This window comes from Bradyrhizobium sp. CCBAU 45394 (genome assembly GCF_028128655.1).
In the GTDB taxonomy this organism is placed as follows: domain Bacteria; phylum Pseudomonadota; class Alphaproteobacteria; order Rhizobiales; family Xanthobacteraceae; genus Bradyrhizobium; species Bradyrhizobium diazoefficiens.
The window spans coordinates 99,769-126,614 of sequence record NZ_LBIX01000008.1 but is presented as its reverse complement, the minus strand read 5'-3'; the positions used below and the strand labels follow the sequence as shown (position 1 = coordinate 126,614).

The window sequence follows — 26,846 nt, the reverse complement described above, 5'->3', positions numbered from 1 at the left end:
CGCGCGCCGCGCGCCGACGCGGTCTGACCTTCAATCGACTCGCGCGCTGAAAACTTGGTCGGCCGTTTGCAAAGACTGCGCGCGCGACACGAGGGCTGCTCCTACCGCAACCCCTCATACACCATCAGTCCGCGTGCGATCTGCAATTTGCGGATGGCGCGCGGCAGTAGCTTCTCCGGCTGGTGCAGATAGCGCCAGGAGGTGAGGGTGAACGGGCCAAGCGCGCCGCATTCGTCGTCGAAGGGGGCGAGCACGCCGGTCACGCTCACGGGGGTGTGCGGGCGGGCGTTGAAAGGCAGCAGCAACAGTTCGAGATGCGCCTTGCTGCCGTCCTCGCGCGCGGCGGTGACGCCGGCGATGGCGCCGAGCGTCTCGTCGGCGACGACAGTCGTGATCTCCCCGATCTCGCTGCGGCTGGCCTCAGTGAACAGCGCCGCAAAGCTCTGGTCCTTGAGGTCGAGCCCGGCGAGCGCACAGACGCGCGTGCCGGCGACGCGGAACGGAAACCCGAGGTTTTGTTCGCAGGACAGCACGAAGATGTCACCGAGCAGGCCGCGGACTGCGGCCGGGTCGATGTCGGCCCGGTCGGGGGCCCGCGCAGCGCCGCGCTTCTTGTCCCAATACGCGAAGAATGCGCGGCTCGACGGATGTTTCATGACTGAACGCTTACCCCGGGGCCACACCATGTGGGACAGACCTGTCCCGCTTCAGTGCACCCGCGATCCCTTCTGTTGTTGTGCAGGAGGGGATTTGCAGCGTCCATGCCGCAGGGGCGCTTTCACGCCTGTTAAGCCGGTCTTTGCGTTGTTAACGTTAAATTAACTATGCGCTTTGCGCCTCCCGCAGCGCTGCTATGGTGACCGCGGTCGCAAGCCTCGCCGCTTTTCTCCAGGTTCTCGGCGGGGCCTGTACACAGGCGTCAAACAGTTTGGTCACGGGCCGCGGGGAGGGGTGGGGATACACCTTAATCCCTGGGGGTACCGGAAGTCCGACACGGACAGGCAGGGCTTTCCCAGGGCCCTGCCTTTTCCTTTCTCAGGCACACTCTCTCGTGCCCCGGACGCAGGGCAGGCCGTTTCGTTTGCTCGCGAGGATATAGACGAAGAAGGCGGTTTGCATGGGCGTGAGGCAGATCGTTGCAGCTACCTAAAGTTGTGCAATTCGAACCCGCTGCCAATCTGGCTCCCGGCTCGGCGGCGCGTCACTTCGTGCCGCACCTTGTCCGGGACACGAGATCGGTCCGGATCGCTAAGGCTCCGTGTCCCGGACGCAGGGCAGCGCCTTAGCGATGCACTGCTGAGCCGGGACCCAGTGCCTCGCTCGGTTCGAGACGAGCCCTCTTCACGATTTCCTTTTGTGCACTTGCGCGAGGCCGGCAAAGGCGACTATCTCCAAGCGTATCGCTCCGATTGCGCCTGAAAGCGAAGCCGCCTTGGATTCCCCGCAAGATTCGCACGATGCTCAGCCGGACGTGCCGGCCCTTGTTGAGGCGGCTCCGCGCGAGCCGATCCTGACGCTGCCGTTCGCGCTGACCGCCTATATCGTCCTGCTGGCGCTGATCCATCTGCGGGTGCTGCTGCCGCCGGAACTGGAGAACTGGACCATCGACGTCTTCGGCTTCATCCCGAAGCGCTACGATTCCTCGCTGCTCAACCTGCAGATCCCGGGCGGCGCCGGCGCCAAGGTCTGGAGCTTCGTCACCTATTCGCTGCTGCACGCCAATCTGACCCATCTCGGCTTCAACGTGCTGTGGCTGCTGCCGTTCGGCAGCGCGCTGGCGCGGCGTTTTGGCGCGATCAGGTTCTTCCTCTTTCTCGCGGTGACGGCGGCGGCCGGCGCGCTCGCCCATCTCGTCACCCATGAGCATGCGGTGGCGCCGATGATCGGCGCTTCGGCCTCGGTGTCGGGCGCGATGGCGGCGGCGATCCGCTTTGCCTTCGTCCGCGGCAGCTTCCTGTCGTTCAGCCGTTCGGACGCCGATACCGCCGCAAAGGTTCCAGCCCTACCGCTGTCGCGCGCGCTGCGCGACGGGCGGGTGGTCGGCTTCCTCGCGGTGTGGTTCGGCGTCAACATCATCTTCGGCGTCGGCGCGATCGGGGTCGATGCCGAGACCACGAGCGTCGCTTGGCAGGCGCATATCGGCGGCTTCTTCGCCGGCCTGTTGCTGTTCGCGCTGTTCGATCCGGTACCGCGCGTGCGAAGCGATGCTGCGGATGCGTCATCACAGGACGTTTCAGACCGTATTTGAAGCGGCGCTTGCGGCGCGGCCCGAATTCATCCATCATTCACGTGAAGAATGTTCCGAAGCGACAAGCGGGTAGCGGCTTTGCTTCGTAAAGCGCCTGAGCGTGAAACCGGCGCTAAAACTGTTAGTTGAAGACTCGAGGAACTAGTCCCGACTGCCAAAAGGCGGACGGCTCCGATTCAGGGAGGCGACAATGACGGTACGTTCCATTCTCAACACCAAGGGCCACCAGATCATGAGCGTCGAGCCCGACGCCAAGCTGGCCGCCGCGATAAAGCTGCTCGGTGAGAAGAAGATCGGTGCGGTGCTGGTGATGAACCAGAGCCGGCTGGAAGGCATCCTGTCCGAGCGCGACATCGTGCGCGTGATCGGCGAGCGCGGCGCCGGCGCGCTGGACGAGCCGGTCTCCCAGGTCATGACCCGCAAGGTCGTGACCTGCAAGGAGACCGACACGGTTGCCGAGCTCATGGAGACGATGACGACAGGCAAGTTCCGCCATCTGCCGGTGATCGACAACGGCAAGGTGGTCGGCCTGATCTCGATCGGCGACATCGTCAAGCGCCGCGTCCAGGAATACGAGTCCGAGCAGGAAGCCCTGCGCGACTACATCAAGACGGCCTGACCGCCGTCACTCGCCGGCTTTGGGCGCCGCGCCCTCGGGCGGCGGCGCCAGCGCGTGGATCGCCTCCTGGATCGAGTCCAGCGCACGCTCGGCGGCGCGGGTGCCCAATGCGATGAGGTCGTCGGTGCGGTGGAAGTCGAACCAGCCGAACTGGCCGACCCGCGGCGTGATCAGCAGGTCCGGAGGATCGCCGGCGAGGCGGGCGCGGGTGATGCGGTCCTGCATGATGTTGAAGGCATCGACCATCACCGAGGAGAGGCCGGGCCGGTCCCCACCGCCGAAGAACTCGCGCTTCACCGTCTTCTCAGGCGAGAAGAATCTCGGGAAGCGCCGTTTTGGCGTCGTCTCTTCGGCCGCAGGTGCGGCCGGTCCGGGTGCCGCGCCGTGCGAATAGACCGTCGTCGAATAGGTGAAGATGTCGCTGGAAAGATTTGCAGCGATGACGATTTCAGCGCCGAGCGCCCGGGCGGCGGAGACCGGCACCGGATTCACCAGCGCGCCGTCGACCAGCCAGCGATCGCCGATCAGCACGGGTGAGAAGATGCCGGGCAGGGCGTAGGAGGCGCGCATCGCGTCGACCACGCGGCCGCGTGTCAGCCAGATCTCGTGGCCGGTGCGAACCTCGGTCGCGACGGCGGCGAACTTGATCGGAAGGTCCTCGATCAAGGTCTGGCCGCACGCTGCCTCGAGCCGGGTCGCCAGCTTCTCGCCGCCGATCAGACCGGAGCCGTTGAGGCGGATGTCCAGATAACCAAGGATGTTGCGCATGCCTTGCAGACCGCGGCCCCACTCCTCCAGCGTATCGAGCTTGCCGGACGCGTAGAGGCCGCCGACCACGGCGCCAATCGAGGTGCCGACCACGACATCGGGCACGATGCCGTTGGCGAGCAGGGTCCTGATGATGCCGATGTGGGCGAAGCCGCGCGCTGCGCCGCCGCCAAGGGCAAGGCCAATGACCGGCCGACGGATGCTGCCGAGGCCGATCTTCTCGCTGTTCGAGCCATTCGCTCCGCGGCCCTTCAATCTGTCCAGCACCAAAACTCTCCTACGCGTGGCCAGCCGCACCACCAGACTAGGCATAGCACCTGCTGTGCGCCAGAACCGGGGCGAAGCATGGTTTATGCCGCTTTGGAAAGGGCGCTGGGCAGGAGTATGGCGAGGGGCGGTTGCCTCCTGTCTAATCACGCAGGCGTCAACCAGGTTCCATCAAACCGTGGCGGGGCCGTATTTCCTGGGGCTTCAGAGGCTTGAATTTGCCGCGTTTTCGGTGAAAAGCAGGTGGCATGACTATCGGGGGTGACGGCATCATCGGATGGCGGCGCAGCGTATCGCTGCTGCCGGCGCTGATCCTTGCCGTGTGCCTCGTCATCCTGGGGCAAGGTGTTGCCCAGGCGCAGCTTTTCTCCGATCGGCCGCCGCCGGTGCCCCCCGCATCGGTGCCCGACCCCGGCGGCGCCGTCAGCCTGGCGCCGCCCTCCGGGCCGGGGGCGGCTCCCCCCAGCCTGCCGCCGACCCTGACCCAGCCGATTTCCCCCAGCATGCCGCCCCCCGCGGTCACGACCGTGCCGCCGGCCGCGCCGCTCAATGCGGCGGCGCCGGGACAGGGTGTGCTGTCGCTGACCGCAAAATACGGCAAAGACTCGGCCCCGATCACCAGCGGCCTGGTCTGGCGTGTCTTCGCCGACCGTCCCGACGAGAACGGCACGTTCAAGCTGATCCGGGAGGACCGCAACGCGACGCCCAACATCGTGCTGCCGCCCGGCAATTACGTCGTGCACGTCGCCTTCGGGCTCGTCAGCGCGGTGCGCACCGTCAGCCTGAAGGCCGAGACCGACCGCGAATCCTTCGTGCTGCCGGCAGGCGGCCTGCGCATCGAAGGCCGCGTCGGCACCAGCCGCATCCCGCAGAACCAGATCTCGTTCGCGATCTACAAGGGCAGCCAGTTCGAGTCCGGCGAGCGCGCCTCGCTGGTGCCGAACGTCGCGGCCGGCGACGTCGTGCTGCTGCCGGAGGGCACCTACTACATCATCTCCAACTATGGCGATGCCAACTCGGTGGTGCGCTCGGACATTCGCGTCCAGGCCGGCAAGCTCACCGACGTCACCATCACCCATCGCGCCGCAGTGATCACGCTCAAGCTCGTCAGCGACAGGGGCGGCGAGGCCCTCGCCAACACCGCCTGGTCGGTTCTGACCCCCGGCGGCGACGTCATCAAGGAATCGATCGGCGCCTTCCCGCGCGTCGTGCTCTCCGAAGGCGAATACCGCGCCATCGCCAAGAACGAGGGCAAGGTCTACGAGCGCGGCTTCAACGTCGTCAACGGCGTCGACGGCGAAGTGGAAGTCGTCGCGCGCTAATTAGCCCGACCGGTGCGGCTACTTCGCCTCTCCCCGCTTGCGGGGGGAGCACACCGTCTGCGCGGCCCCTCACTTCCGATACCGTAACGCCTCCACCAGCACGGCAAACGCCGGCGTCGGCTGCCGCCGGCTCGGGTAATAAAGGTGATAGCCCGCGAACGGCGCGCACCAGTCGGCGAGCACGCGGATCAGCCGCCCGTCGGCGATCTCCCGCTTCACCAGATCTTCCGGAATATAGGCAAGACCAAGCCCCGCCAGCGCGGCATTCATCCTGAGCAGGCCGGTGTTGAACACGAGCTGGCCGTCGACCCGCACCTTCATGGCGTGGCCGCGCTTCTCGAACTCCCAGGCATAGAGCCCACCATAGGTCGGCAGGCGGAGGTTGATGCAATTGTGCTCGGTGAGATCCTGCGGCTGCTTCGGCTTGCCGCGTGCGGCGAAATAGGCCGGCGCGCCCACCACCGCCATGCGCATCTCCGGCCCGATCCGCACCGCGATCATATCCTTGGCGACCTGCTCGCCGAGCCGCACGCCGGCATCGTAACGCTCGGCGACGATGTCGGTGAGGCCGTAGTCGACGACGAGCTCGACCTTGATATCTGGATAGCGCGGCAACAGCCTGGCGAGCGTCGGCCACAGGATGGTCTGTGCCGCATGCTCGCCGGTGGTGATCCGGACGGTGCCGGCCGGCGTCTCGCGCAGCGCGGTCAGCGCCGACAGCTCCGCGTCGATCTCCGCAAAGCGCGGTCCGATATTGCGCAGCAGGCGCTCGCCGGCTTCCGTCGGTGCGACGCTGCGGGTGGTGCGGGTGAGCAGCCGCAGGCCGAGCCGCTCCTCCAGCGCGCGCACGGTGTGGCTGAGCGCGGATTGCGAAACGCCGAGCTGGGCGGCCGCGCGGGTGAAGCTGCGCTCGCGGGCGACCGCGAGGAAGGCGAGGAGGTCGTTGACGTTGGTGCGGGCCATTCATGAATCCGGATCATGAGTACATGCCGGTTTTATCACCTAATCGCAGGCTCGCGCGCGACCTAAATTCGCAGCCGAACGTGATTTCAAGGAGAGCTGCGATGCGGATGCGTAAACTGGGCAAGAGTGGTCTGGAGGTCTCGGCGCTTGGCCTCGGCTGCATGGGACTGAGCTATGGCTATGGTCCGGCGACGGAGACCTCGCAGGCGATCGCGCTGATCAGGACCGCCTTCGAGCGCGGCGTGACTTTCTTCGACACCGCCGAGGCCTACGGCCCCTTCATCAACGAGGAGCTTTTGGGCGAGGCGCTGGCGCCATTCCGCGACAAGGTCGTGATCGCCACCAAGTTCGGCTTCAAGGGCGGCAAGGTCGAAGACGGGCTCGACAGCCGGCCCGCCAACGTCAAGGCGGTGGCGGAGGCTGCCTTGAAGCGGCTGAAGACCGACCGCATCGACCTGTTCTATCAGCACCGCGTCGATCCCGATGTGCCGGTCGAGGACACCGCTGGCGCGGTGAAGGACCTGATTCGCGACGGCAAGGTCCTGCATTTCGGCATGTCGGAGGCGGGCGCGCAGACCATCCGCCGCGCCCATGCGGTGCAGCCCGTGACCGCATTGCAAAGCGAATATTCGCTGTGGTGGCGCGAGCCGGAGCAGGAGATCCTGCCGACTCTGGAAGAGCTCGGCATCGGCTTCGTTCCCTTCAGCCCGCTCGGCAAGGGCTTCCTGACCGGCGCGATCACCGAGAGCACGACGTTCGACAAGAGCGACTTCCGCAACATCGTACCGCGCTTCTCATCCAGCGCACGAAAATCGAACCAGACGCTGGTCGATCTGCTCGGCGAGATCGCAACAGCGAAGAAAGTGACGCCGGCGCAGATCGCGCTCGCCTGGTTGCTGGCGCAGAAGCCGTGGATCGTGCCGATCCCCGGCACCACCAAGCTGCACCGGCTCGAGGAGAATGTCGGCGCGGCCGCGGTGACGCTGTCGGATGCGGATCTCGCTGCCATCGCGGCCGTGCTGGCCAAGGTGGCGGTGCAGGGCGATCGCTATCCTGCGCATCTCCAGGCGCGAGTCGGCCGCTGACATCGTGCATGAACGCCCGGTGAGCGTTCGCTTACCGGGCGTCCTCGTCCTGTGTTCTGATTTGAATACCTCTGTCAGCGCTATCAGGCGCCCGAGCGGCCGCAAAACACCGCAAACATCGGCTTATTCCACGGGCGTCGCGACTTCGTCACAGCCGGTGCAAGATACGCATTTCCGATAATCAATTTTATTCTCTTTCCATCCTGCTGCGTTATATGTCGGGCATCCGTCTAATGGGGGAGGCCGGAGCAGGCGTGTGCGCTTGCGAGACCGGCAGGAGCAGGGACCAAGCCCGTCGGTATGTTCGAAGTGATCCTCACCAGGCGTAAGCGGTTTGGCTGGCGATGGCAGGTGTGCGACCAGTCCGGCAAGATATTTGCCGACGGCTTCGAGCGCACCCGGCCGTCCGCCAAATATCATGGCGAGCGCGCATTGTTCTTCCTGTTGTCGCAGGCCTATTTGCGCAACCGCTCGGCCGCGTCCAGCGAGGACTAGCGCGACCGTCGTTCCGTGGCCCGGACACGCGCGCTCCATCCGGGCTACGAGCCCAACCTCAGACGTCAACGACCAGCTTGCCCTTCGCAGCACGATCCCTGATCAGTGCGTAGGCGTCGCCAACGCTCTCCAGCGTGAAGTGCCTTGCATCGAGCAGCGGCACGAGCTTGCCGGCCTCCACCAGGCGTGTTGCCTCGCGCATGATCTCCCCGTGATGCGCGCGACCTTCGCCTGTCAGCAGCGGCAGCAGTGTGAACACGCCGGAATAGGTGGCAGCGCGGAACGACAGCGGTGCCAGCGCATGCGTGCCCCAGCCGAGCGCGCTCACGACATGACCGAAGCGGCGCACGGCTGCGAAGGAGGCATCGAGCACCTTGCCGCCAACGGTGTCGTAGACGATGTCGAAGCCGCGCCCGCCGGTGTGCTGCGCAACGTAAGTCTCAACCGCGATGTCGCGGTCGATGAAGACGGCGCCAAAGCCTTCTATCGTGGCGCGCTGCGACGCTGAGCCCGTCGCGAACACGTTTGCTCCGAACGCATGCGCGATCTGGATCGCGACATGGCCGACGCCGCCCGCACCGCCATGGATCAACACCTTCTGGCCGGCCTTCAGCGAGGCGCGGTCGATCAGGCCTTCCCAGGCCGTGATGAAGATCAGGGGCAGGGCGGCCGCCTCGCGCATGCTGAGATTGGCGGGCTTGGTTGCCAGCAGATCGGCATCGACGCTCGCGAATTCGGCGAGCGATCCCGGCACACCACCGACGCCTCCGGTCATGCCGTAGACCTCGTCGCCCGGCTTGAACCGCGTGACGTCGCGCCCGGTGCGTTCGATGACGCCGGCGAGATCAAGGCCGAGAATAGCAGGCATTGGATGGCGCGCATGCGCCGCGGAGCCTGCATGGATCTTGGTGTCGAGTGGATTGGTCCCGCTCGCGCGCACCCGGACCAGCACCTGATTGGTGCCAAGCTCCGGCGTGGAAATCTGTGAGACGCGCGGCGGTGCGTTGTACGCCTCCAGGACGCTTGCGCGCATGGTCGAGTGTCCGGTCATGATCGTCTTGCTCCGTTGTCGGCCTCCAATATGCCCATTATTTTTTGCATGGAAAGAAACGAAGATGTACGGTTGTCGTGCATTTGTGTATGGGATGGTTTTGATGGACTGGAGCGATCTGCGCATCTTCCTCGCGATTGCCCGCGAGGGTACGCTCGGCGCTGCCGCGCGAAAGATCGGTCAGACCCAGCCGACGATGGGCCGGCGGCTTCGCGCGCTCGAGACGGCGCTTGGCCAGACACTGTTCCAGCGCACCGCCGACGGCTTTGTCCTCACCGACGAGGGCACCGCCGTGCTGCGGCATGCCGAGCGGATCGAGGAGGAGGCGCTCGCGTTGGAGCGGCATGCGACCGGCGCGGAGACGCAGCTCGACGGCTTGCTGCGCCTCTCGTCGTCGGACTGGTTCGGGACGGTGATGCTCTCGCCGGTGATCGCGGCCTTCGGCAAGCGTCACCCCAAGGTGACTGTCGAGCTCCTGACCGACGCGCGCCTCTACAGCCTGCCGCGCCGCGAGGCCGATCTCGTCTTCCGCATCAAGCCGTTCAGTGAACCCGAGGTGATCTCGCGAAAGCTGCTTCACATTCCCTACGCGCTTTACGACAAGAAGGGCAGCAAGCCGCCGCGCGCCGGCGACGGCAGCGGCGTCCGCGTCGTCACCATGAACGCAGAATTCGCCGACATGCCCGATGCAGTGTGGCTGAAGCGCGTGCTGCCGAGGGCGGAAATCGCCTCGCGCAGCAATAACCGCCAGGCGCAGGCCGAACTCTGCGCCGGCGGCGGTGGATTGGCCGTGCTGCCGCGTCCGCTCGGCGACCGCGACCGCCGCCTCGTCGCGCTCGACATCGGCTCGACGCCGCCCGGTCGCGACACCTTCGTCGGCTATCACCGCGACCTCAAGCGCCTTGGCCGCCTGCGCGCGATGCTCGACCTTGTGATCGAGCGGCTGGCGGGGTGATGGTCTCGTAGCCAGGGTGAGCGAAGCGATACCCGGGACCGGTGGTGATCGAGAATCCCGGATGTCGCTTAGCTCGCCCGGGCTACAAGACCTTGCGTTGCCCGTCGGGCAAAACACGCAAGATGCGGGTCAACGCCCATCGTCGAAAATATTCCACTTTACCGAAATTCGGAAACGGCGTATGTGTCGCCTCACTCCGGCCCAAGGAAGAGGGGCGTATCGCGATCGTCACGAACGCGGGCCGGGCGGCGGTGGACGTGGGTCACATCGGCGCGATCGACTTCGCAGGGCAGGCGACTGTGAGCGGAGACCTCGCGCGCACGACCGGTGTGATCGGCGTACGGCCAAATCGTGTCGTCCTGGCGCCCGGGGTCTGTGCGCCAAGTTCTGCGGTGATGTGTGCGGCCCGACCGGACCGCGCGCGTCAGCCATCCGCAGGGCGACGGGGGCAATAGTGCATCGCTCCCCGGGGAGAGCACGACATAAGCCGTTCCAACCATTGCGCAGGGAAGGCCGGGATGTCTCCGGTTGCCCTGTTACCCGCTGTGCATCGTAGCGCAATCTGCATCTCGCATGGCGGTCGATGGGAGCCAACCGGCTCCCGGCCTTCCCTGCGCTCTCTTTCATCTGAGGGTGAAGTGACGAAGCAAAGCTCGGGCGAGATGAGCCGCGAGAGGGTGAAGGTGTGTCTGCGATGGGAATGCGAGTTGAAAGAGCGACGTTGTCACCCACACTCCGTCATTGCGAGCGCAGCGAAGCAATCCAGAATCCCTCCGCGGTGACAGTCTGGATTGCTTCGTTGCGCTCGCAATGACGGTGGTGATGCAGTTTGTACACACCTCTCCAATGTCGTCCTGGCGAAAGCCAGGACCCATTACCCCGGTCGGCGTTGCCGAAGCGCGATGTGGCCACCAGCGTTCGCAGCAACCAAGTTCGGTGGGTATGGGTCCTGGCTTTCGGCAGGACGACACTGAGAGTGGCGCGACGCTATCGCCATCTCATCGCGCAGCCCGCAAAAACAAAACCGTCATAGTCTCTAACGGCTACTAACCAACGCCTGACTTAAAACTGTCATAATCGCCGAATGGAACCCGCGCCCGCGCGCTCTTTACACGCCGTTAAGTGCACCTGCATTGGATGCGCTCGGAAAGTGCGTTGGGGACTGCGATGAGTGCCGCGAAGAAGATGCTGGGAAAACCGGCCGCCGAAATGTTTGACGACATCCCGGTGCTTCAGCGCAAATGGCGCGCCGCGTTGAAGCCGGGCGAACGGCTGCCGCGCTACGAGGACGTGATGCTCGGCAGCCTCGGCCGGCTCGCCGACCATATCGCACTGCTGAAGAACGACGGTGCGCTCGAGCTATCGCGCAGCGGACGCTACGTGCAGAAATGGCTCGGCGAGGAGCGCTGGGACATCCCCGTCGCCGAGCTCTCGCCCGATTGCGCCACGGCGCTGTCGGAAGCGGCGGCGAGCGCGCTTGCGAACGGACGGCCGCACCAGGCGAGCGCGCATTGCGTGCGCGACGGCATGGTCAGGACCTACGATGTGCTGGCGCTGCCGACCGCCTCGCGCTGGGGCGCGACGCTGGTCGGCGCCTATGTCAACGAGCGCGGCACGCAATACAATCTGCTCGATGCGATTTTCGCCTCGACCGACGACGCGGTGATCTCGCTGGCGACGCTGCGCGATGCCGGCGGCAAGCCGTTCGATCTCCAGATCGTGCATCACAACCAGAGCGCCGCCACGCTGCTGAAGGTCGCGAGTGCCGGCCTGCTGTGGCGCCGGATCGGCGAGGGCAACACCCTGCTGGCTGCGTCCGACATCATGGAATTCCTGCTCAAGGCCGTCCGCGGCGGCCGCGGCGAACAGCTCGAGATCGAGCACGATGGCCGGCATCTCCGGCTCAGCGCCACTGCCTTCGCCGACGTGCTCTCGCTGACGATCTCCGACGTCACCGCGCTGAAACGGCGCGACGCCTCGTTCCGGCTGCTGTTCGACAACAACCCGATGCCGATGTGGGTGTTCGACGCCGAGACCAAGCAGTTCCTCGGCGTCAACGATGCCGCGGTCCAGCATTACGGCTACAGCCGTGCCGCCTTCCTGCGCATGAAGCTGCACGAGATCTGGCCGGAGGACGAGTGGGACAGCCACGCCGAAGCGCTCGATCGTGTCGGCGACACCTATCATTCCTCGCGCAACTGGCGGCACCTGCGTGCCGACGGCAGCGAGATCGAGGTGCTCACCTTCGGCCGCCGCGTGGCCTTCGACGACCGCGACGGCTATCTGGTCGCGGTGGTCGACATCACCGAACGGCGCAAGGCCGAGGCGCGCATCGCCCACATGGCGCACCACGACGGGCTCACCGACCTGCCGAACCGCGAATATTTCCAGGAGCGCCTGAAGCAGGCGCTCGACCAGGCCGGCGGAAAGCGGGTCGGCGTGCTCTACATCGATCTCGACCTGTTCAAGAACATCAACGATTCCTTCGGGCATCCGGCGGGCGACCGCCTGTTGAAGGAGGTCGCCGAGCGCCTGACCACCGCGGTCCGCGGCGCCAATCTCGCAGCCCGGCTCGGCGGCGACGAGTTCGCCGTGATCCTGGCGGCCGACGTCTCGCCGAACGAGGCCAGCGCCTGCGCGACGCTGTTGATCGACATGCTGAAGGCGCCCTACGAGATCGACGGCCAGGAGATGGTGATCGGCGCCAGCATCGGAATCGCGCTGTCGCCCGGCGACGGCGTGACGTCGGAGGAGTTGATGCGCAACGCCGACATGGCGCTGTACCGGGCCAAGTCCGACGGCGGCGGCGTGCACCACTTCTTCGAGCGCGAGATGGACCTCCAGGCGCAGAAGCGCCGCGACATGGAGCTCGATCTGCGCCGCGCCTTCGCCAACGGCGAGTTCGAGCTGCACTATCAGCCGCTGGTGTCGATCGCCTCCGACCGCATCTCCGGCTTCGAGTCGCTGCTGCGCTGGCGTCACCCCGACAAGGGCATGATCTCGCCGGCGGAGTTTATCCCGGTCGCCGAGGACATCGGCCTGATCACCCAGCTCGGCGAATGGGTGCTGCGCGAGGCTTGTAGCGAGGCGGTGAAATGGCCCGTCGACGTCAAGGTCGCGGTCAATCTGTCGCCGGCGCAATTCCGCAGCCGCAACCTGGTGCAGGTCGTGATCTCGGCGCTGGCGCAGTCCGGCCTGTCGCCGAAGCGGCTCGAACTGGAGATCACCGAGTCGATCTTCCTGGCCGAGACCGATGCCAATCTCGCGATCCTGCATCAGCTGCGCGAGCTCGGCGTCGGCATCTCCATGGATGATTTCGGCACCGGCTATTCCAGCCTCAGCTATCTCCGCAGCTTCCCCTTCGACAAGATCAAGATCGACCGCTCCTTCGTCAAGGACCTGGCGCAGCGGCCCGATTGCGTCGCGATCGTGCGTGCGATCTCGGGGCTCGGCCGCAGCCTCAACATCACCACGACTGCGGAGGGCGTCGAGACCGAGGACCAGCTCGACTGGCTGCGCGCCGAAGGCTGCAACGAGGTGCAGGGCTTTCTGTTCAGCGCGGCGCGGCCCGCCGCCGAGATCGAAAAGCTGCTGGCCGATTTCGGCCAGCGCGCCTCACGGGCGGCGTAACGCGGGTGGAAAGCAGTCGTAGACCAGCGCCTTGAAGGCGGGCGTGATGCGGCTGCGTTCGTTCTGGGTCTGCTGCATCATCAGGTAGACCATGTCGAGCTTGGGATCGACGCCGAAATAGGTGCCGCTGCCACTGTCCCATTTCAACTCGCCGATCGAGCCCGGGGGCGGCGGCTTCGCATTGCCGGGATCGGTGCGCACCGCAAGGCCGTAGCCATAGCCGAAGCCGTCACCCGGGAAATAGAAATAGTCGCGTCCGACGCCGGAGCCGGGACCGACGTGATCGGTCGTCATGGCCTTGAAGGCGGCCGGGCTGAGGTAACGCCTGCCCTCGAACTCACCGCGGTTGAGCAGCATCTGCGAGAAGCGCTGATAGTCGGTGATGGTCGAGAGCAGGCCGCCGCCGCCGGACTGCCATTCGGGATGGTCGAGCCGGTCGCGCTCGGCGGCGAGCAGGATGTAATCGTTCGGCAGCGGCCGCGCCATCCGAGCCAGTTCGTCTCCCGTCGCGAGTGCAAACTTGGTGCTGCTCATGCCGAGCGGGTCGAGGATGCGCTGCTTCAGGAAGTCGTACAGGGTCTGGCCCGAGATGATCTCGATGATGGCGCCGAGCACGTCGGTGGAATGGCCATAGCGCCACAGCGTTCCCGGCTGCCGTGCCAGCGGCAATTTTGCGATGCGATCGGCGAATTTCCTGTTGTTGAAGGGATCCTCGAAAATGTTGGCAGCCTTGTAGGCCTGCTCGACCCATTTGCCGCCGATATAATCGTAGCTGATGCCCGAGGTGTGTCGCAGCAGATCCTCGATGTTGACGGGACGGACCGGGGGCACGAGGTCCAGCTCCAGCTTGCCGTCCGGCTCGGTGACCTCCAGTCCCACCTTGGTGCCGGCGAAGAGGGGGACGTATTTCGATGCGGGATCGGTAAGCGCAAGCTTGCCCTCGTCGATCAGCATCATCGCGCCGAGGCAGGTGATCGGCTTGGTCATCGAGTGGATGGCGAAGATCGTATCCGGCGTCATGGCGAGGCCCGTCCTGACGTCGCGCACGCCGAATGTCTTCAGATAGACCGGCTTGCCGTGCTGCTGGACCATGATCACGGCGCCCGGCAACCGGCCGCTCGTCACTTCGCTGTCGAAGAACGCCGTGATGCGGTCGAGCCCTTCGGGCGCAGGTGCAGGGATATCGGCGGCCCGGCTTCGCGCCATGGTGCCGGCGAGCAGCGCGGCTCCGACCAGAAATTCACGCCGCTTCATCTGGGCTCCCTCCCTCGCCGGGATCAAAGCCGCAAGATATTCAGGGCGTCAACATGTCATCGATCAAAATCGTGTCACGATTTCCGAAAGGAACGGTCGCGGACGGTCCTCGCTCGGCTTGGTCGGCGTGCCGATATGGATGAAGCCGGCGAGCTTTTCGTCCGGCTTGAGGCCGAGGCCGTCGAGCACGTCGCGGTCGAACGAGAACCAGCCGGTCAGCCAGCATGCGCCGTAGCCGAGCGCGGTCGCGGCCGTGACGATGTTCATGGCGCTGGCGCCCGCCGACAGTTCCTGCTCGAAGGCCGGTACCTTCGGATGCGGCCTGGTGAAGCTGACGATGCCGATCACGAGCGGGGCATCGGTGAGCCGTTTCCGCTCGATGTCGACATCGGCCGCCGGCGCGCCGGGATTCTTCCGCGCAAAGACCTTCGCAATCACCTCGCCGGCACGCTGGCGCGCATCGCCTTCGAAAATGATGAAGCGCCAGGGCGCGAGCTTGCCGTGATCCGGCACGCGCGCGCCGATGGTGAGGATCGTCTCGAGCTCGGCCTCCGAAGGGCCGGGCCCGGTCATCTCGCGCGGCTTGACCGAGCGGCGGGTCTTCAGGAGTTCGATGGCGTCGGGCACGGGCGTCTCTCTCATGGAACCAATTGGGCACCGCATAGCATGCGATCCTCCCGGCCACGAGACTGAACAGGCTCATTTAGACCGATTGTGATCGGGGCCTATTTGTGCCTCGTCGGCGCAGCGACAGCTGGCGTGCCCGGCATACAGTTGATGCTACCGATGCCGTTCGGGCCGTATTGTACGAAACCCGTTGCCGTCGTCGGCGAGTGCGGCGCCGAGATCGGCAGATACAGATAGCAGATGGTGCCGTCGACCGGATCGCGCAAGCGCTGGACCACCGTATCCTGGAGCGGGCCGGCGAATTGCCGTTCCAATTGCATGCGCGGAAGCTTGGCCCATTCGCCCGATGGCTGGAATTGTTGCGGCGGCGGTTGTTGCGGCTGTTGCGCGACGACAGGGCGGGAGCCGAGCACGACTGCGGCCAGCACGAAGGCCGGGAAGGGAAGCTTCATCTGCGGCACCAACGTCAGAACTCGACCGCCATGCCGGCGCGGCCGATATGCTCGCTTCCACCGCCATTGGAATAGCCGCCAAACAGCACCGTCGGCGTCGTCCAGTCCAGGCGATGTGAGATGCCGATGCCCACGCCGGATTGGCCGCGATAATATCCGGCGTTCACTGCGACTGTGGTCCTGCCACGCGCCGACGGCATCAGCACCGGTGCGGCTGACACCGCGGCGACGATGCCGCGCCGGGCCTCCTGCTGGTTGGCGGCGATCTCGCTTTGCAGGCTGCCGATCTGCGACTGGAAGCCTGCGACAGCCGACTGGAGCTGGCCGACATTGACTGCATCGGTCTGGTTGACGCCGGCGGCGACATTGGTGAGGCGGCGCTCATTGCCGGCCGAGCCGAACGACACGGTGTTGGCGACGGTGTTGGTCGAGCCTGTGCCGATCGCCACTGAGTTGGCCGCGGTTGCCGAGGCATTGGTGCCCAACGCGGCCGAGTTCGAGCCCGTCGCAACCGCACCGTCGCCGAAGGCCGCGCCGCCATTGCCTGCGGAGGCTGCTGCGCCGACGGCTACCGAGCCGGTTGCTACCGCACCGGTGCCGATCGCAATCGCATTGGTGCCGGTCGAGGCGGAATTCAACCCAATTGCGATCGAGCCGGACTGGGTGGCCTGCGCATTGCCGCCGATCGCGATCGCATCGGTACCGGAGGCGTTGGCCGCTGCGCCAGCGCTGTTGACCTTGGTGTACTGAGTTGTCCCGGCGATGCCGGCCACCGTCGCACTCAGCGAGGCAACGGTCTGGTTCGTGGCGTAGAGCTGGCTGCCGTTGACGGCGTCGGTGCTGGTCGCGTCAACGGCGCCCGCGGCTACGCCAGTCACGGTGCGGTTGCCCGATGTGCCCGACACGTCGACCACGGTGCCATCCGTGCTGCTGCCGATACCGATGACCTTAGTCGACGAATTCTGCTGCACGAGGCCGATCGACCCGTTGTCGATCTGCGTCTGCAAGTTGCTGATGCTGGTCGCCGTGCTGCTTAGCGCAGCGTTCACGGCAGAGAACGCGCTGCCGACGTTGTTGTAGGAGACGCCCTGGATCATGTAGCTCGGCGCAACCATCTGTCCGCCGGCATCGAGCGTTGTGCCGAATGCTGCGGCGACCCTCTGGTTTGCAGTGTAGAGCTGGCCGCCATTGACGACATCGGTGCTGGTGGAAGACAGCGTGCCGGCGGCGACATTGACGATCCTGCGCTCTTTGCCGGCCGAGCCGACCGAGATCGTGTTTGCGACATTGGCGACGGACTTGGAACCGAGCGCAACCGCGTTGGATGCAGTCGTTTGCGCACCTTCACCGATGGCGACGCCCGAAATTGCCGCCGCTGAAACATTTGTATTGAAACCAAGAGCGGTCGAGTCCACGGCGTTGGCGCGCGCGTTCCAGCCAAATGCCGACGCAGCTGTGGCGCCCGCGACACTTGTGTAGCCGTAGGCCGAACTCCCCTGGCCGGTTGCCGCCGCGGCTTGCCCGACGGCCGTACTGTAGTCGCCATAGGCGTGCGCCGTCCGTCCGACAGCGGTTCCGGCGAGATGGGCTTGGGCGGAACTGCCGATTGCGATTGCGCCTGAATTGTCGGCAAGCGCATCCGAGCCGAGTGCGACGCTGTCCGCTCCGGTTGCCTCGGCGCTCTGCCCGATCGCCAGCGCGCTCTGCATCGTTGCCTGACTCTGCCGGCCGAACGCAATGGCGTAGTCACCACTGGCGCTCGCGGCGTAGCCGACGGCGACGGAGGCTACGCCAGTCGCTGTGCTTGAAGCGCCGAAGGCGGAGGACTGTGTCCCGCTCGCCGTGCTCGAATTACCGAAAGCCGAGGCTTGCTGGGCGGTCGCGCTGCTGTAGGAGCCGAAGGCGGAAGTCTGCGCTGCGGTCGCCTCGCTTCCGTAGCCTACCACCGTCGAATCCGTTCCGCTGGCATTGCTCGTCGCTCCGACCGCGGTGGCGTGGCTTTGCGACGCACTACTCAGAAAACCGACCGCGACACTATAGGCTCCCGCGGCATCTGCATGGTTCCCCACTGCCGTACTGCTGGAAGCCGAAGCGGATGCAGCGTTGCCACAAGCGAATGAATCGGCAACGGGCGCGCTGCCACTGCCGGAATCGAGCAGGCAGGTTTCGGCGTAGACAGCTTCGGGAAAGACAATGAACCCGAGTGCGAACATGACAAGAGCGACGACGGCACCTGAAGCCGGCCGCCGAAACCCGGCCGCCTCGGGCTCGGCTCGCAAATTCGTATCGAGTTCACCAAACATGACCAATGTTCGCGCGGAGCCCGGTACGTCGGTATCCCCAATTCATGGGGTAGTGCTCCGGAAGTCGGGCTGGTATCGCGCTCTGAGGGCGGCCACCTTGCTGCGCAGACGCGCAGAGCGCGCCGGCAGGCGCGCCCTGTTCGTCAGGTTCAGTGGCAGGTTCTAAACGATGCCCCGTGCCCGCACGACATCAGGCGGGGTCGCTTCCTCGACCAAGGCGGCGATCGCCTCCGCCGTCGTCATCACCTTCTGGCCGTCGCTGCCGAGCCGGCGGACGGAGACCGAATGCGTCTCGGCCTCCTTCTTGCCGACCACGAGCAGTGCCGGGATCTTGGCCAGCGAGTGCTCGCGGACCTTGTAGTTGATCTTCTCGTTGCGCAGGTCGATCTCGACCCGAAGCCCCGCGCGCCGCGCCTGCTCCAGGACCTGCTTGGCGTACTCGTCGCCTTCGGAGGTGATGGTCGTGACCACGGCCTGCACCGGCGAGAGCCAGAGCGGGAAATTGCCGGCATAGTGCTCGATCAGGATGCCGATATAGCGCTCCATCGAGCCGCAGATCGCGCGATGCACCATCACCGGCGGTTTCTTGCCGCCGTCATGGTCGATGTAGAACGCACCGAACCGCTCCGGCAGGTTGAAGTCCACCTGCGTGGTGCCGCACTGCCAGTCGCGGCCGATGGCGTCGCGCAGCACATATTCGAACTTCGGCCCGTAGAACGCGCCTTCGCCCGGGTTGATCTCGGTCTTGATGTGGTTGTTCTGCGACTGGATCTCGCGCAGCACCGTCGCCATCACGCGCTCGGCGTGATCCCACATCGCATCCGTGCCGACGCGCTTGTCGGGCCGGGTCGACAGTTTCACGGTGAGATCGCCGGTGAAGCCGAAATCCGCGTAAGTCGACAGGATGAGATCGTTGATCTTCAGGCATTCCTCGGCGAGCTGGTCCTCGGTGCAGAAGATGTGCGCATCGTCCTGGGTGAAGCCGCGCACGCGCATCAGGCCGTGCATGGCGCCGGATGGCTCATAGCGATGCACCACGCCGAACTCGGCGAGCCGCAAGGGCAGGTCGCGGTAGCTCTTCAGGCCGTGCTTGAAGATCTGCACATGGCCCGGGCAGTTCATCGGTTTCAGAGCGAACCAGCGCTTGTCCTCGGCCTCGTCGCCGGCCGACTGTGCCGCGAACATGTTTTCGCGGTACCAGCCCCAATGGCCCGAGGTCTCCCACAAAACCTTGTCGAGGATCTGCGGCGCATTGACCTCGCTGTAGTCGCCGGTCAGGCGGCGGCGCATATAGGCGATCAGCTGCTGGAAGATGGTCCAGCCCTTCGGATGCCAGAACACGACGCCCGGACCTTCCTCCTGGAAATGGAAGAGGTCGAGCTCGCGCCCGAGCTTGCGATGGTCGCGTTTCTCGGCCTCCTCGATCTGCTTGAGGTAGGCGTCGAGATCCTCCTGCTTGGCGAAGGCGGTGCCGTAGATGCGGGTCAGCATCGGGTTGTTGGAATCGCCGCGCCAATAGGCACCGGCCACCTTCATCAGCTTGAAGGCATTGCCGACCTTGCCGGTCGAGGTCATGTGCGGGCCGCGGCACAGATCGAACCAGTCGCCCTGGTAGTAGATCTTGATCGGCTCGTTGCCGGGAATGGCGTCGACCAGCTCGACCTTGAACGCCTCGCCCTTGTCGCGGAACACCTGCTTGGTCTTTTCGCGATCCCAAACCTCTTTCGTGAAGGGTTTGTCGCGCGCGATGATCTCGCGCATCTTCTTCTCGATCGCGGCAAAGTCTTCCGGCGTGAACGGCTCGTTGCGGAAGAAGTCGTAGTAGAAGCCGTTCTCGATCACCGGGCCGATGGTGACCTGGGTGCCCGGCCACAGCGTCTGCACGGCTTCGGCGAGCACGTGCGCGCAGTCGTGGCGGATCAGCTCCAGCGCGCGCGGATCGTCGCGGTTGATCAGCTCGATCTTGGCATCGGCTTCGATGGGATCGTCGAGGTCGGCGACCACGCCGTCGAGCGCCATCGCGACCGTGCGCTTGGCCAGCGACGGCGAGATGCCCTTGGCGATCTCGAGGCCGGTGATGCTCTTGTCGTATTCGCGCCGGGCGCCGTCGGGGAAGGTGAGGGTGACTTTGGCTGCGGGGGTCACGGGCTTCAGATTCGAGAGGCTGTACTGGAAGCCGGATTCGGATTTGGGCTGGTCGGTCATTGCTTTTCTCCTGAAGCTCACTCCTGCGAACGAGCGCAGGTAAGCGGGAACGAGCGATATATCAGGCGATTCGGCCTGCGCAATCCGGCATTTCCAAGAAAGTGGCACGCAAAAGCTGCGGCCTTGCACCAACTATTTCGGGCAGCGGCCTTTAACAGGCGGCAAGCCGGCTCTACATGCAGTTGCATGCAAAAATCCCCCGCCGCCGGCCGTTTCGCGCCAACCGCCCTCATGCTCGGCAATCTCGTCACCGGCTGTTCGGTGCTGGCGCCGGCGGGGATGCTGCCGGAATTGTCGGCGGGGCTCGGCATCAGCATCCACGCGGCCGGGCTCCTGATCACCTTCGGCGCGATCACGCTATGCATCGGCTCGCCGCTGACGGCCTGGCTCACGAGCCGCATCGAACGGCGGACGCTGCTTGCGACCACGCTGGCGGTGCTCGCCTTCGGCAATCTCGCCTCGGCGTTCGCGCCCGACTATGCGAGCCTCCTCGTCATCCGCCTGGTGATGCTCGCGGTCGGCGCGCTCTATACGCCGCAGGCGGCCGGCACGGCGGCGCTGATCGTGCCGGCGGAGCGGCGCGGCAGCAAGATTGCCTATATCTTTCTCGGCTGGTCGCTGGCGGCCGCCGTCGGCCTGCCGCTGATCACCTTCATGGCCAGCCGCTACGGCTGGCGCGCGGCCTATGGCGGGATCGGCGCGCTCGGCTGCATCAGCTTCTTGTTGTTGCTGCTGCGCCTGCCTGCCGGACTGAAGGGCACGCCGGTGGACCTGAAGACCTGGAGCGCGGTCGGCCGCGACAGGACGGTTCTGCTGCTGCTTGCGATCACCTTGCTGCAAATGTCCGGGCAGTTCGTGGTGTTCACCTTCATGGGCCCGCTGCTCAAGAAGCTGACCGGGGCGGGGCCGGACGCAATCGGCATGGTGTTCGGCATCTACGGCCTCTGCGGTTTCCTCGGCGTCGTGATCGCGACCCGCATCGTCGATACCTGGGGTCCCTATCGCACCTCGCTGCTGTTCACCTGCCTGCTGCTTGCGGGCATTGCGGGCTGGGCGCTCGGCGCCGGCACGTTCGTCCTGATGGCAGGTGCCGTCGCGATCTGGGGCCTCGGCTTTGCCTCGACCAATTCGATGCAGCAGGTGCGGCTGGTCGCGACCGCGCCGCCGCTTGCGTCCGCCACCGTCGCGCTCAACACCTCCGTCCTTTATATCGGCCAGGCGGTCGGCTCCGCCATCGGCGGGCTGCTGTTCGCCCACGAGCTCCTGCACCCACTCGGCTTCGTTGCGGTCGGCTTCGTCGTGCTGGCGCTGGTGCTGGTGATCCTGACCCGGCCCGGGCCGGCTGCCGCCGCCTGAACCTGCGTTTTCGTGCGTGCAAGGTGCTTGGCAAACCGCGCGCGGGAGCGCTAGAAGGCCGGTCATGGGGACCAAAGAGAGTTGACTGAGATGAGGATGATTCTGGCGGTTGCCGCGGTGCTCTATTCAGCCTCCGCGTTTGCGCAAGCCGACAAGCCACCGATGGTGGGGGACAAGCCCTTGGTGCAGGTCAAGCCCAAGGGGACCAAAGCGGGGACCAAGGAGGCAGCGGCCAAGCCGGCCGCAGCGCCGAAGGGCAAGCCGCAATCGATCGCCGCACGGCTCCAGGCCTGCCTCGATCTCGATGACGGCACCAAGGACCGCCTCAATTGCTACGACGCGGTGATCCCGCCGGCGCCGAAGCCGAAGCCGGCGAAGGCCAAGGGCTACGCCGATTGCCGTTTCTTCAAGGAAGAGGACGAGCGGCTGGCCTGCTTCAACGGTTTTGCCGAGAGCATTCCGAAGCTGCCCAAGACCTAAGGTCAAGACGCCGGACGGCTAGTCGCTGATCCGGCTCAGCACAGCCCTGAAGGCAACGCCCGGCGCTTGCAGCGCGTTGCCTTCGAATTCCGCCGCGTCGCCGTCCTCGCGGCCGGTGAGCGTCAGCGTGATCCGGTCGATGCCGAACAGCCCCTTGAAGGACGGGTCGTCGTTGTAGCGCTGGGTCGAGATCTTGACCTTGATCGCGTCGCCTTCGCCCGTATAGGTGCCCATGAAGGCGAAGGCGGAATTGCCGCCGCGCATTTTGCCATCCACCACATAGACGACACCGCACCCGGTTCCGTGAACCGTGTGGAAGTCGACCTTGTACAGTCCCTGACGCACGACCTGTCCCCGCAGAAATTCCAAATCCAACTTGGCCGGCAAACTATGATCGTTGCCAGCGGAAACAATCCGGTGGCTCACGGGGATGTCGGCCATCAACATCACATTTTGATCATGGCTTGAGAGAATTGCAGGCAGCGCACGGAAATACCGGCTGGCGCAATATCGGGACTATCGGTTCGATGCCGATGGAGTGGTCGCCGCCACGCGCGTCAGCGCCAGCGCCGGTGTCGCCGACATCTTCACCAGCACGTCCTTGAGCGGATACTGCGTCCACGCGCGGTTCACGTAGTCGCGATGGGTGATGCCGTCGCCGGTTTCGACGAACACCACGCTGCCGGGACGCAACGGGCCGTCCATGTCCTCGGAGACGTTGATGCCCTTCTGCCTGAGCATACTCATCAGCTCGCGGTCGCGCCGCGCCGTGTAGTGAGTGTACGAGCTGACGAAGAAGCCCGAGCGGTGGCTCGCGATCCAGGAGGCGAACTTGTCCATTTCGCCATAGACGGCGTCGAGCAGCACGACGCCGCGAACGCGGTCGCTGATGCCGCCGACCTCGAGGCTCCAGGCCGTCGGCAGGAAGCCGCCGCTATAGCCGACGATGACGATCGGCATGTTGGCGAACGCGCGCGCGCTGTTGGGATCGCTGGTGAGGCGGGCGAGGTGGCTGGCCGATTCATCCATGAAGCGCTTGAGGCCGCCCGCCTGCCAGAATTTTCCGGCGCTGGAATCGGCGGCGTCGACGGCCATCTGCGGCGCAAGCAGGATGGCATTGGCGCCGGAATCGGTAATCTGCTGCGGCACCAGCTGCCGGTCGCGCACATCGCGCTCGAGCGTCGCGCCATTGCCGTGGAAGAACACCACGATCACGCCCGGCTTGCGGGCGTCGAAATGCTCGGGCACGTGCACCAGCACGCGGCTGTCGCTGTAGGTCTCGTCCTGCCAGTAGACGCGCCCCGAATAGCTGCGGTGGCCGCGGCGGTCACCCTTGGAGATGTTGAGGAACGGCGCGTCGGAGGCAGGGTTGTTGCCGAAATAGGGGAAGGCCGACGACTTCATGCTGACGAGCGTCGTCAGGTCTTCGCGGGGCGGACGCTGGTAGGGCGCCTGCGGTGCGAGCGAAGCGACCTTGTAGGGTGCCTGCTCCGGCTGCGGCTGCTGCTGTACGGCGCGCTTGGGCGAGAAGTCCGACATCTGCCGTTGCAGGAAGCTCTCGCCCACCGAGGGAAAGCGCTCCTTGAACTGCGGGGCAGGGAAGCGATCCTCGAACGTGTCGCCGCTCGCAACTTGCGGATTGGTCTTGGCGACGACCTGGACATTGGCCTGCGAGTTGGCTGCGAGCGCCGTCGGATTCGGCGCTTGGCCGCATTGAACCAGCGTGAGCGACAGCGGCACCAAGGCTGAGATCAGGCCGATCCGGAGCGCACGACCGCGCCGATCGGACGGCGTCCGATCGGCACGAATGTCAGCTCTCGTTTTCGGAACGGCCCCGACCATCCACCCATGACCCCAAGTCATGACCACAAGCCCAGCGGCAATCTTGAGATAATTGAGCCGACTGGCGTTTAGGTGACGTTAAGTGTCCGGAGAAACTTCCCCACATCCGGAACGCTCAAAAGGACCACGCAATCGTGTCGTGATTGTGGGGATCGGAAACGGGATTCTCCGGTGTTTGCGCAGCTTTATCGCCTAGGACCGTGCTAAGAAGGTGCTTTGATACCTATTTCCCTTGCCTCATTTAACCCTTGTTAACCCTGCTTGAATTGACTGGATCAAACTGCACGATGCTTCCCACGAGACGTGAGGCCTGAGGTTAAGGACCCCGATGACGGCATCAGATGCGGGTACTGCGCCCTGGACTGGCCGGTTGACCGGAAGAGGGGCGGGTGTCTCCGTTCTGGTCGCAACCGCCATCGTCGTTGCCGACATGATCGGGGTCGGCGTCTTCACCAGCCTCGGCTTCCAGGTCAAGGACATCCCGTCCGGCTTCTCGATCCTGCTGCTGTGGAGCGTCGGCGGCATCGTCGCACTGTGCGGGGTGTTCTCCTACAGCGAGCTCGGCGCGATGTTTCCGCGCTCGAGCGGCGAATACAATTTCCTCGGCCGTGCCTATCATCCCGCCTTCGGCTTTCTCGCCGGCTGGGTCTCGGCGACGGTCGGCTTTGCCGCGCCGGTTGCACTCGCCGCGATGGCCTTCGGCGAATATGCCAAGTCGGTCGTCCCCGACCTGCCGCCGATCCCGCTCGCCATCGGCGTGGTGTGGCTGGTCTCGCTCGTGCAACTGACCGGCGTCAGGCACTCCTCGACCTTCCAGCTGATCTCGACCATCCTGAAGGTCGTGCTGATCGTCGCCTTCCTGGTCGCCGGCTTCATCATCGGCGTGCCGCAGCCGATCGCCTTCACGCCGCAGCCGGGCGACCTCGCGCATATCGTCAGCGCGCCCTTCGCGATCGGCCTCGTCTTCGTGATGTACTCGTTCTCGGGCTGGAATGCGGCGACCTATATCATCGGCGAGATGAACATGCCGCAGCAGAACCTGCCGCGCGCGCTGCTCGCGGGCACGCTGATCGTGCTCGTGCTGTATGTCGCATTGAATGCGGTGTTTCTCTACTCCACGCCGGTCGGCGCGCTCGCCGGCCAGCTCGATGTCGCCAGTGTCGCCGGCAGCGCCATCTTCGGCAGCCTAGGCGGCCGGATCGTCGGCGCCATGATCTGCGTCGGCCTGATCTCCTCGATCAGCGCGATGATGTGGATCGGTCCGCGCGTGATGATGACGATGGGGGAGGACATTCCGGCGCTGCGCGTGTTCTCGCGCAAGTCGACGAGCGGCGCGCCGGCCTATGCCATCCTGTTTCAGCTCGCGGTCGCGACCCTGCTGCTGTTCACGCGCAGTTTCGAGGCGGTGCTCGACTTCATCCAGTTCGCGCTCTTGTTCTGCTCGTTCTTCACGGTCGCCGGCGTGATCAAGCTGCGCATCACCGATCCTGACCTGCCGCGGCCCTATCGCGCCTGGGGATACCCCTTCACCCCCCTCGTTTTCCTGCTCGTGACCGCGTTCATGATGTACTACCTCTTGACCGAGCGGCCGGTGCAGTCGCTGTCGGGGATGCTCGTCATGCTCTCGGGCCTGTTGATTTATGCTGTTTTCCGCAGGCGGCCGGTCGCCGCTGGCACGTCACACAATCGCGAATAGACATGTTTCGACCCTTGAGAATTGCGGCCGTCGCTGTTGCCCTCCTGGCTGCGGCCGTCTCGTCCGTGCGGGCCGCCGACGTCACCTTCGACGACACCGCGCGTTTCCTTGCGGGCATGCAGCCATCGGCGGACTCGCCGCTGGTGGCGCTGACCAGAGACCCGTCCTGGCAGCATCACGCAAAATTCTTCGACGGCGCCTTTGCCCAGCTCGAGCAGCGGCAACTCTCGAAGATCCGCACCTGGTCCGACGTCAACCTGGCCGCGCCCAGGCCGACCATGTTCTACATGTTCAGCGGCCCGGACTTCCTCTACGCCGACGCCTTCTATTCCAAGGCCAGCACCTACGTGCTCGGTGCGCTGGAGCCGGTTGGCGCCGTGCCCGACCTGACGCGGGTGCCGCGCGGCTCGGTCGGCGCCGCGCTCTACAATGTCGAACGCTCGCTCGGCTCGATCCTGAGCTTCTCCTTCTTCATCACCAAGCAGATGAAGGTCGACCTGCACGCCAACCAGGTCAACGGCACCTTGCCGATCCTCTATGTCTTCCTCGCCCGCTCCGGCAAGACCATCCGCAACGTCGAGATGATTGCGCTCGACGACAAGGGCGGGATTCACGCGGGCAACGACAATCCGGGACCGAACGCGACGCGCGGCGTCCGCATCACCTTCGCCGGCAGCGATGGCGAAGTGCGCACGCTGTATTATTTCTCGACCGATCTCTCCAATCCCGGCGCGCGCGCGGCCGGGTTCCTGAAGTTCTGCGAGACGCTCGGGCCCGGCAACAGCCTGCTCAAGAGCGCGTCCTATCTCTTGCACTCCGGCAACTTCACCGTCGTCCGCGACTGGCTACTGGCCAACAGCGCCACCATCATCCAGGACGATTCCGGCATTCCGCTCGCGAACTACAATGCGCGGCAATGGCGGTTCTTCCCGTTCGGCCGCTACCTCGGACCGATCGCCGAATTCCCCGGCCGTTACCAGGAGCGCTATGCCGAACTGTTCGCGCGCGCCCAGCCGATCGATTTCGGCGTCGGTTATCGCTGGCGCACGCATGAATCGAATCTGCTGCTGTCGGTGAAGGTGCCGGGAAGCGACACCGCGCCGGGGGCGGAGACCACCTCGTCCGCTGAACCGACGCCAAAGCCACCGCGCCCGAAGCGGCCGCGTCCGCCCGAATCCGTCCCGCCGTCCGGGCGTTTCTTCTGGTTCCGCTAGGCTATTTGCCGAAG

The 26,846-nt window shown here is 65.3% G+C and carries 22 protein-coding genes; 11 read left to right on the top strand and 11 right to left on the bottom strand.

Features of this window, described 5'->3' with window-relative positions:
- Positions 1 to 101: 101 nt before the first annotated feature.
- The gene (locus WN73_RS04805) at positions 102 to 656 is read right to left on the bottom strand and encodes a PAS domain-containing protein (protein WP_028175850.1); all 555 of its coding nucleotides are present in this window, start codon (positions 654 to 656) and stop codon (positions 102 to 104) included.
- A 776-nt stretch (positions 657 to 1,432) separates the two neighbouring features.
- On the opposite strand from WN73_RS04805, the gene WN73_RS04800 reads away from it, so the two are divergent.
- Together WN73_RS04800 and WN73_RS04795 are read left to right on the top strand one after the other, a co-directional pair.
- The gene (locus WN73_RS04800; RefSeq protein ID WP_060908042.1) at positions 1,433 to 2,248 is read left to right on the top strand and encodes a rhomboid family intramembrane serine protease; all 816 of its coding nucleotides are present in this window, start codon (positions 1,433 to 1,435) and stop codon (positions 2,246 to 2,248) included.
- Positions 2,249 to 2,438: 190 nt separating this feature from the next.
- Positions 2,439 to 2,867: a CBS domain-containing protein gene (locus WN73_RS04795; RefSeq protein WP_011088299.1), complete on the top strand. Its 429-nt coding sequence runs from the start codon at positions 2,439 to 2,441 to the stop codon at positions 2,865 to 2,867.
- A gap of 6 nt (positions 2,868 to 2,873) precedes the next feature.
- On the opposite strand, the gene WN73_RS04790 is transcribed toward WN73_RS04795, so the two are convergent.
- Complete coding sequence (locus WN73_RS04790; protein WP_028175852.1) at positions 2,874 to 3,902, bottom strand: patatin-like phospholipase family protein; 1,029 nt, start codon at positions 3,900 to 3,902, stop codon at positions 2,874 to 2,876.
- A 248-nt stretch (positions 3,903 to 4,150) separates the two neighbouring features.
- Between WN73_RS04790 and WN73_RS04785 the strand changes: the two genes are divergently transcribed.
- Complete coding sequence (locus WN73_RS04785; protein WP_271551850.1) at positions 4,151 to 5,224, top strand: hypothetical protein; 1,074 nt, start codon at positions 4,151 to 4,153, stop codon at positions 5,222 to 5,224.
- A 69-nt stretch (positions 5,225 to 5,293) separates the two neighbouring features.
- Here WN73_RS04785 and WN73_RS04780 read toward each other — a convergent pair whose 3' ends face one another.
- Entirely contained in the window at positions 5,294 to 6,187 is an 894-nt protein-coding gene (locus tag WN73_RS04780) for a LysR family transcriptional regulator (protein WP_271551848.1), read from the bottom strand.
- Positions 6,188 to 6,288: 101 nt separating this feature from the next.
- On the opposite strand from WN73_RS04780, the gene WN73_RS04775 reads away from it, so the two are divergent.
- A complete protein-coding gene (locus WN73_RS04775) occupies positions 6,289 to 7,272 on the top strand; it encodes an aldo/keto reductase (RefSeq protein ID WP_271551846.1) in 984 nt (327 codons plus the stop codon).
- 300 nt (positions 7,273 to 7,572) lie between these two features.
- The gene (locus WN73_RS04770) at positions 7,573 to 7,767 is read left to right on the top strand and encodes a hypothetical protein (protein WP_018322145.1); all 195 of its coding nucleotides are present in this window, start codon (positions 7,573 to 7,575) and stop codon (positions 7,765 to 7,767) included.
- Between the two features lie 58 nt (positions 7,768 to 7,825).
- Here the strand turns inward: WN73_RS04770 and WN73_RS04765 are convergent, their stop codons facing one another.
- Positions 7,826 to 8,818, bottom strand: a complete 993-nt coding sequence (locus WN73_RS04765; protein ID WP_333937943.1) for a zinc-dependent alcohol dehydrogenase family protein — start codon at positions 8,816 to 8,818, stop codon at positions 7,826 to 7,828.
- 103 nt (positions 8,819 to 8,921) lie between these two features.
- On the opposite strand from WN73_RS04765, the gene WN73_RS04760 reads away from it, so the two are divergent.
- Together WN73_RS04760 and WN73_RS04755 are read left to right on the top strand one after the other, a co-directional pair.
- Positions 8,922 to 9,773: a LysR family transcriptional regulator gene (locus WN73_RS04760; RefSeq protein ID WP_028175857.1), complete on the top strand. Its 852-nt coding sequence runs from the start codon at positions 8,922 to 8,924 to the stop codon at positions 9,771 to 9,773.
- A 1,167-nt stretch (positions 9,774 to 10,940) separates the two neighbouring features.
- Positions 10,941 to 13,403 carry a putative bifunctional diguanylate cyclase/phosphodiesterase gene (locus WN73_RS04755; protein WP_271551837.1) on the top strand — a complete coding sequence of 821 codons (2,463 nt, stop codon included), beginning with the start codon at positions 10,941 to 10,943 and terminating at the stop codon, positions 13,401 to 13,403.
- Here the strand turns inward: WN73_RS04755 and WN73_RS04750 are convergent.
- The 5 genes from WN73_RS04750 to thrS all read right to left on the bottom strand — a co-directional run bounded on the left by WN73_RS04750 (position 13,389) and on the right by thrS (position 20,244).
- Positions 13,389 to 14,657: a serine hydrolase domain-containing protein gene (locus WN73_RS04750; RefSeq protein ID WP_271551835.1), complete on the bottom strand. Its 1,269-nt coding sequence runs from the start codon at positions 14,655 to 14,657 to the stop codon at positions 13,389 to 13,391. The genes WN73_RS04755 and WN73_RS04750 overlap by 15 nt on opposite strands.
- Positions 14,658 to 14,720: 63 nt before the next feature.
- A complete protein-coding gene (locus WN73_RS04745; protein ID WP_060908037.1) occupies positions 14,721 to 15,284 on the bottom strand; it encodes a nitroreductase family protein in 564 nt (187 codons plus the stop codon).
- 98 nt (positions 15,285 to 15,382) lie between these two features.
- Positions 15,383 to 15,736, bottom strand: a complete 354-nt coding sequence (locus WN73_RS04740; protein ID WP_271551830.1) for a hypothetical protein — start codon at positions 15,734 to 15,736, stop codon at positions 15,383 to 15,385.
- Between the two features lie 14 nt (positions 15,737 to 15,750).
- Positions 15,751 to 17,949, bottom strand: a complete 2,199-nt coding sequence (locus WN73_RS04735) for a YadA family autotransporter adhesin (protein WP_333937942.1) — start codon at positions 17,947 to 17,949, stop codon at positions 15,751 to 15,753.
- Positions 17,950 to 18,201: 252 nt separating this feature from the next.
- The gene (thrS, locus tag WN73_RS04730; RefSeq protein WP_049832605.1) at positions 18,202 to 20,244 is read right to left on the bottom strand and encodes a threonine--tRNA ligase; all 2,043 of its coding nucleotides are present in this window, start codon (positions 20,242 to 20,244) and stop codon (positions 18,202 to 18,204) included.
- A gap of 186 nt (positions 20,245 to 20,430) precedes the next feature.
- On the opposite strand from thrS, the gene WN73_RS04725 reads away from it, so the two are divergent.
- Both WN73_RS04725 and WN73_RS04720 read left to right on the top strand, forming a co-directional pair.
- On the top strand, positions 20,431 to 21,600 hold the full coding sequence (locus WN73_RS04725; protein ID WP_028175864.1) for an MFS transporter: 1,170 nt from the start codon (positions 20,431 to 20,433) through the stop codon (positions 21,598 to 21,600).
- 90 nt (positions 21,601 to 21,690) lie between these two features.
- Entirely contained in the window at positions 21,691 to 22,080 is a 390-nt protein-coding gene (locus WN73_RS04720; RefSeq protein WP_011088283.1) for a hypothetical protein, read from the top strand.
- An 18-nt stretch (positions 22,081 to 22,098) separates the two neighbouring features.
- Here the strand turns inward: WN73_RS04720 and WN73_RS04715 are convergent, their stop codons facing one another.
- Both WN73_RS04715 and WN73_RS04710 read right to left on the bottom strand, forming a co-directional pair.
- A complete protein-coding gene (locus WN73_RS04715) occupies positions 22,099 to 22,521 on the bottom strand; it encodes a GrlR family regulatory protein (protein ID WP_231166515.1) in 423 nt (140 codons plus the stop codon).
- A gap of 75 nt (positions 22,522 to 22,596) precedes the next feature.
- A complete protein-coding gene (locus WN73_RS04710; protein ID WP_028175866.1) occupies positions 22,597 to 23,922 on the bottom strand; it encodes an alpha/beta hydrolase in 1,326 nt (441 codons plus the stop codon).
- A 328-nt stretch (positions 23,923 to 24,250) separates the two neighbouring features.
- Here WN73_RS04710 and WN73_RS04705 point away from each other — a divergent pair, with 328 nt between their 5' ends.
- Both WN73_RS04705 and WN73_RS04700 read left to right on the top strand, forming a co-directional pair.
- Entirely contained in the window at positions 24,251 to 25,618 is a 1,368-nt protein-coding gene (locus WN73_RS04705; protein ID WP_097532342.1) for an APC family permease, read from the top strand.
- Between the two features lie 2 nt (positions 25,619 to 25,620).
- On the top strand, positions 25,621 to 26,832 hold the full coding sequence (locus tag WN73_RS04700; protein ID WP_271551821.1) for a hypothetical protein: 1,212 nt from the start codon (positions 25,621 to 25,623) through the stop codon (positions 26,830 to 26,832).
- Positions 26,833 to 26,846 lie beyond the last annotated feature (14 nt).

Bases quoted from the DNA above. Each gene is read 5' to 3' on its own strand.
- WN73_RS04805 (WP_028175850.1), bottom strand. From the start codon at position 656: ATGAAACATCCGTCGAGCCGCGCATTCTTCGCGTATTGGGACAAGAAG.
- WN73_RS04795 (WP_011088299.1), top strand. From the start codon at position 2,439: ATGACGGTACGTTCCATTCTCAACACCAAGGGCCACCAGATCATGAGC.
- WN73_RS04785 (WP_271551850.1), top strand. From the start codon at position 4,151: ATGACTATCGGGGGTGACGGCATCATCGGATGGCGGCGCAGCGTATCG.
- WN73_RS04780 (WP_271551848.1), bottom strand. From the start codon at position 6,187: ATGGCCCGCACCAACGTCAACGACCTCCTCGCCTTCCTCGCGGTCGCC.
- WN73_RS04775 (WP_271551846.1), top strand. From the start codon at position 6,289: ATGCGGATGCGTAAACTGGGCAAGAGTGGTCTGGAGGTCTCGGCGCTT.
- WN73_RS04770 (WP_018322145.1), top strand. From the start codon at position 7,573: ATGTTCGAAGTGATCCTCACCAGGCGTAAGCGGTTTGGCTGGCGATGG.
- WN73_RS04765 (WP_333937943.1), bottom strand. From the start codon at position 8,818: ATGACCGGACACTCGACCATGCGCGCAAGCGTCCTGGAGGCGTACAAC.
- WN73_RS04760 (WP_028175857.1), top strand. From the start codon at position 8,922: ATGGACTGGAGCGATCTGCGCATCTTCCTCGCGATTGCCCGCGAGGGT.
- WN73_RS04755 (WP_271551837.1), top strand. From the start codon at position 10,941: ATGAGTGCCGCGAAGAAGATGCTGGGAAAACCGGCCGCCGAAATGTTT.
- WN73_RS04750 (WP_271551835.1), bottom strand. From the start codon at position 14,657: ATGAAGCGGCGTGAATTTCTGGTCGGAGCCGCGCTGCTCGCCGGCACC.
- WN73_RS04740 (WP_271551830.1), bottom strand. From the start codon at position 15,736: ATGAAGCTTCCCTTCCCGGCCTTCGTGCTGGCCGCAGTCGTGCTCGGC.
- WN73_RS04735 (WP_333937942.1), bottom strand. From the start codon at position 17,949: ATGTTCGCACTCGGGTTCATTGTCTTTCCCGAAGCTGTCTACGCCGAA.
- thrS (WP_049832605.1), bottom strand. From the start codon at position 20,244: ATGACCGACCAGCCCAAATCCGAATCCGGCTTCCAGTACAGCCTCTCG.
- WN73_RS04725 (WP_028175864.1), top strand. From the start codon at position 20,431: ATGCAAAAATCCCCCGCCGCCGGCCGTTTCGCGCCAACCGCCCTCATG.
- WN73_RS04720 (WP_011088283.1), top strand. From the start codon at position 21,691: ATGAGGATGATTCTGGCGGTTGCCGCGGTGCTCTATTCAGCCTCCGCG.
- WN73_RS04715 (WP_231166515.1), bottom strand. From the start codon at position 22,521: ATGGCCGACATCCCCGTGAGCCACCGGATTGTTTCCGCTGGCAACGAT.
- WN73_RS04710 (WP_028175866.1), bottom strand. From the start codon at position 23,922: ATGGTCGGGGCCGTTCCGAAAACGAGAGCTGACATTCGTGCCGATCGG.
- WN73_RS04705 (WP_097532342.1), top strand. From the start codon at position 24,251: ATGACGGCATCAGATGCGGGTACTGCGCCCTGGACTGGCCGGTTGACC.
- WN73_RS04700 (WP_271551821.1), top strand. From the start codon at position 25,621: ATGTTTCGACCCTTGAGAATTGCGGCCGTCGCTGTTGCCCTCCTGGCT.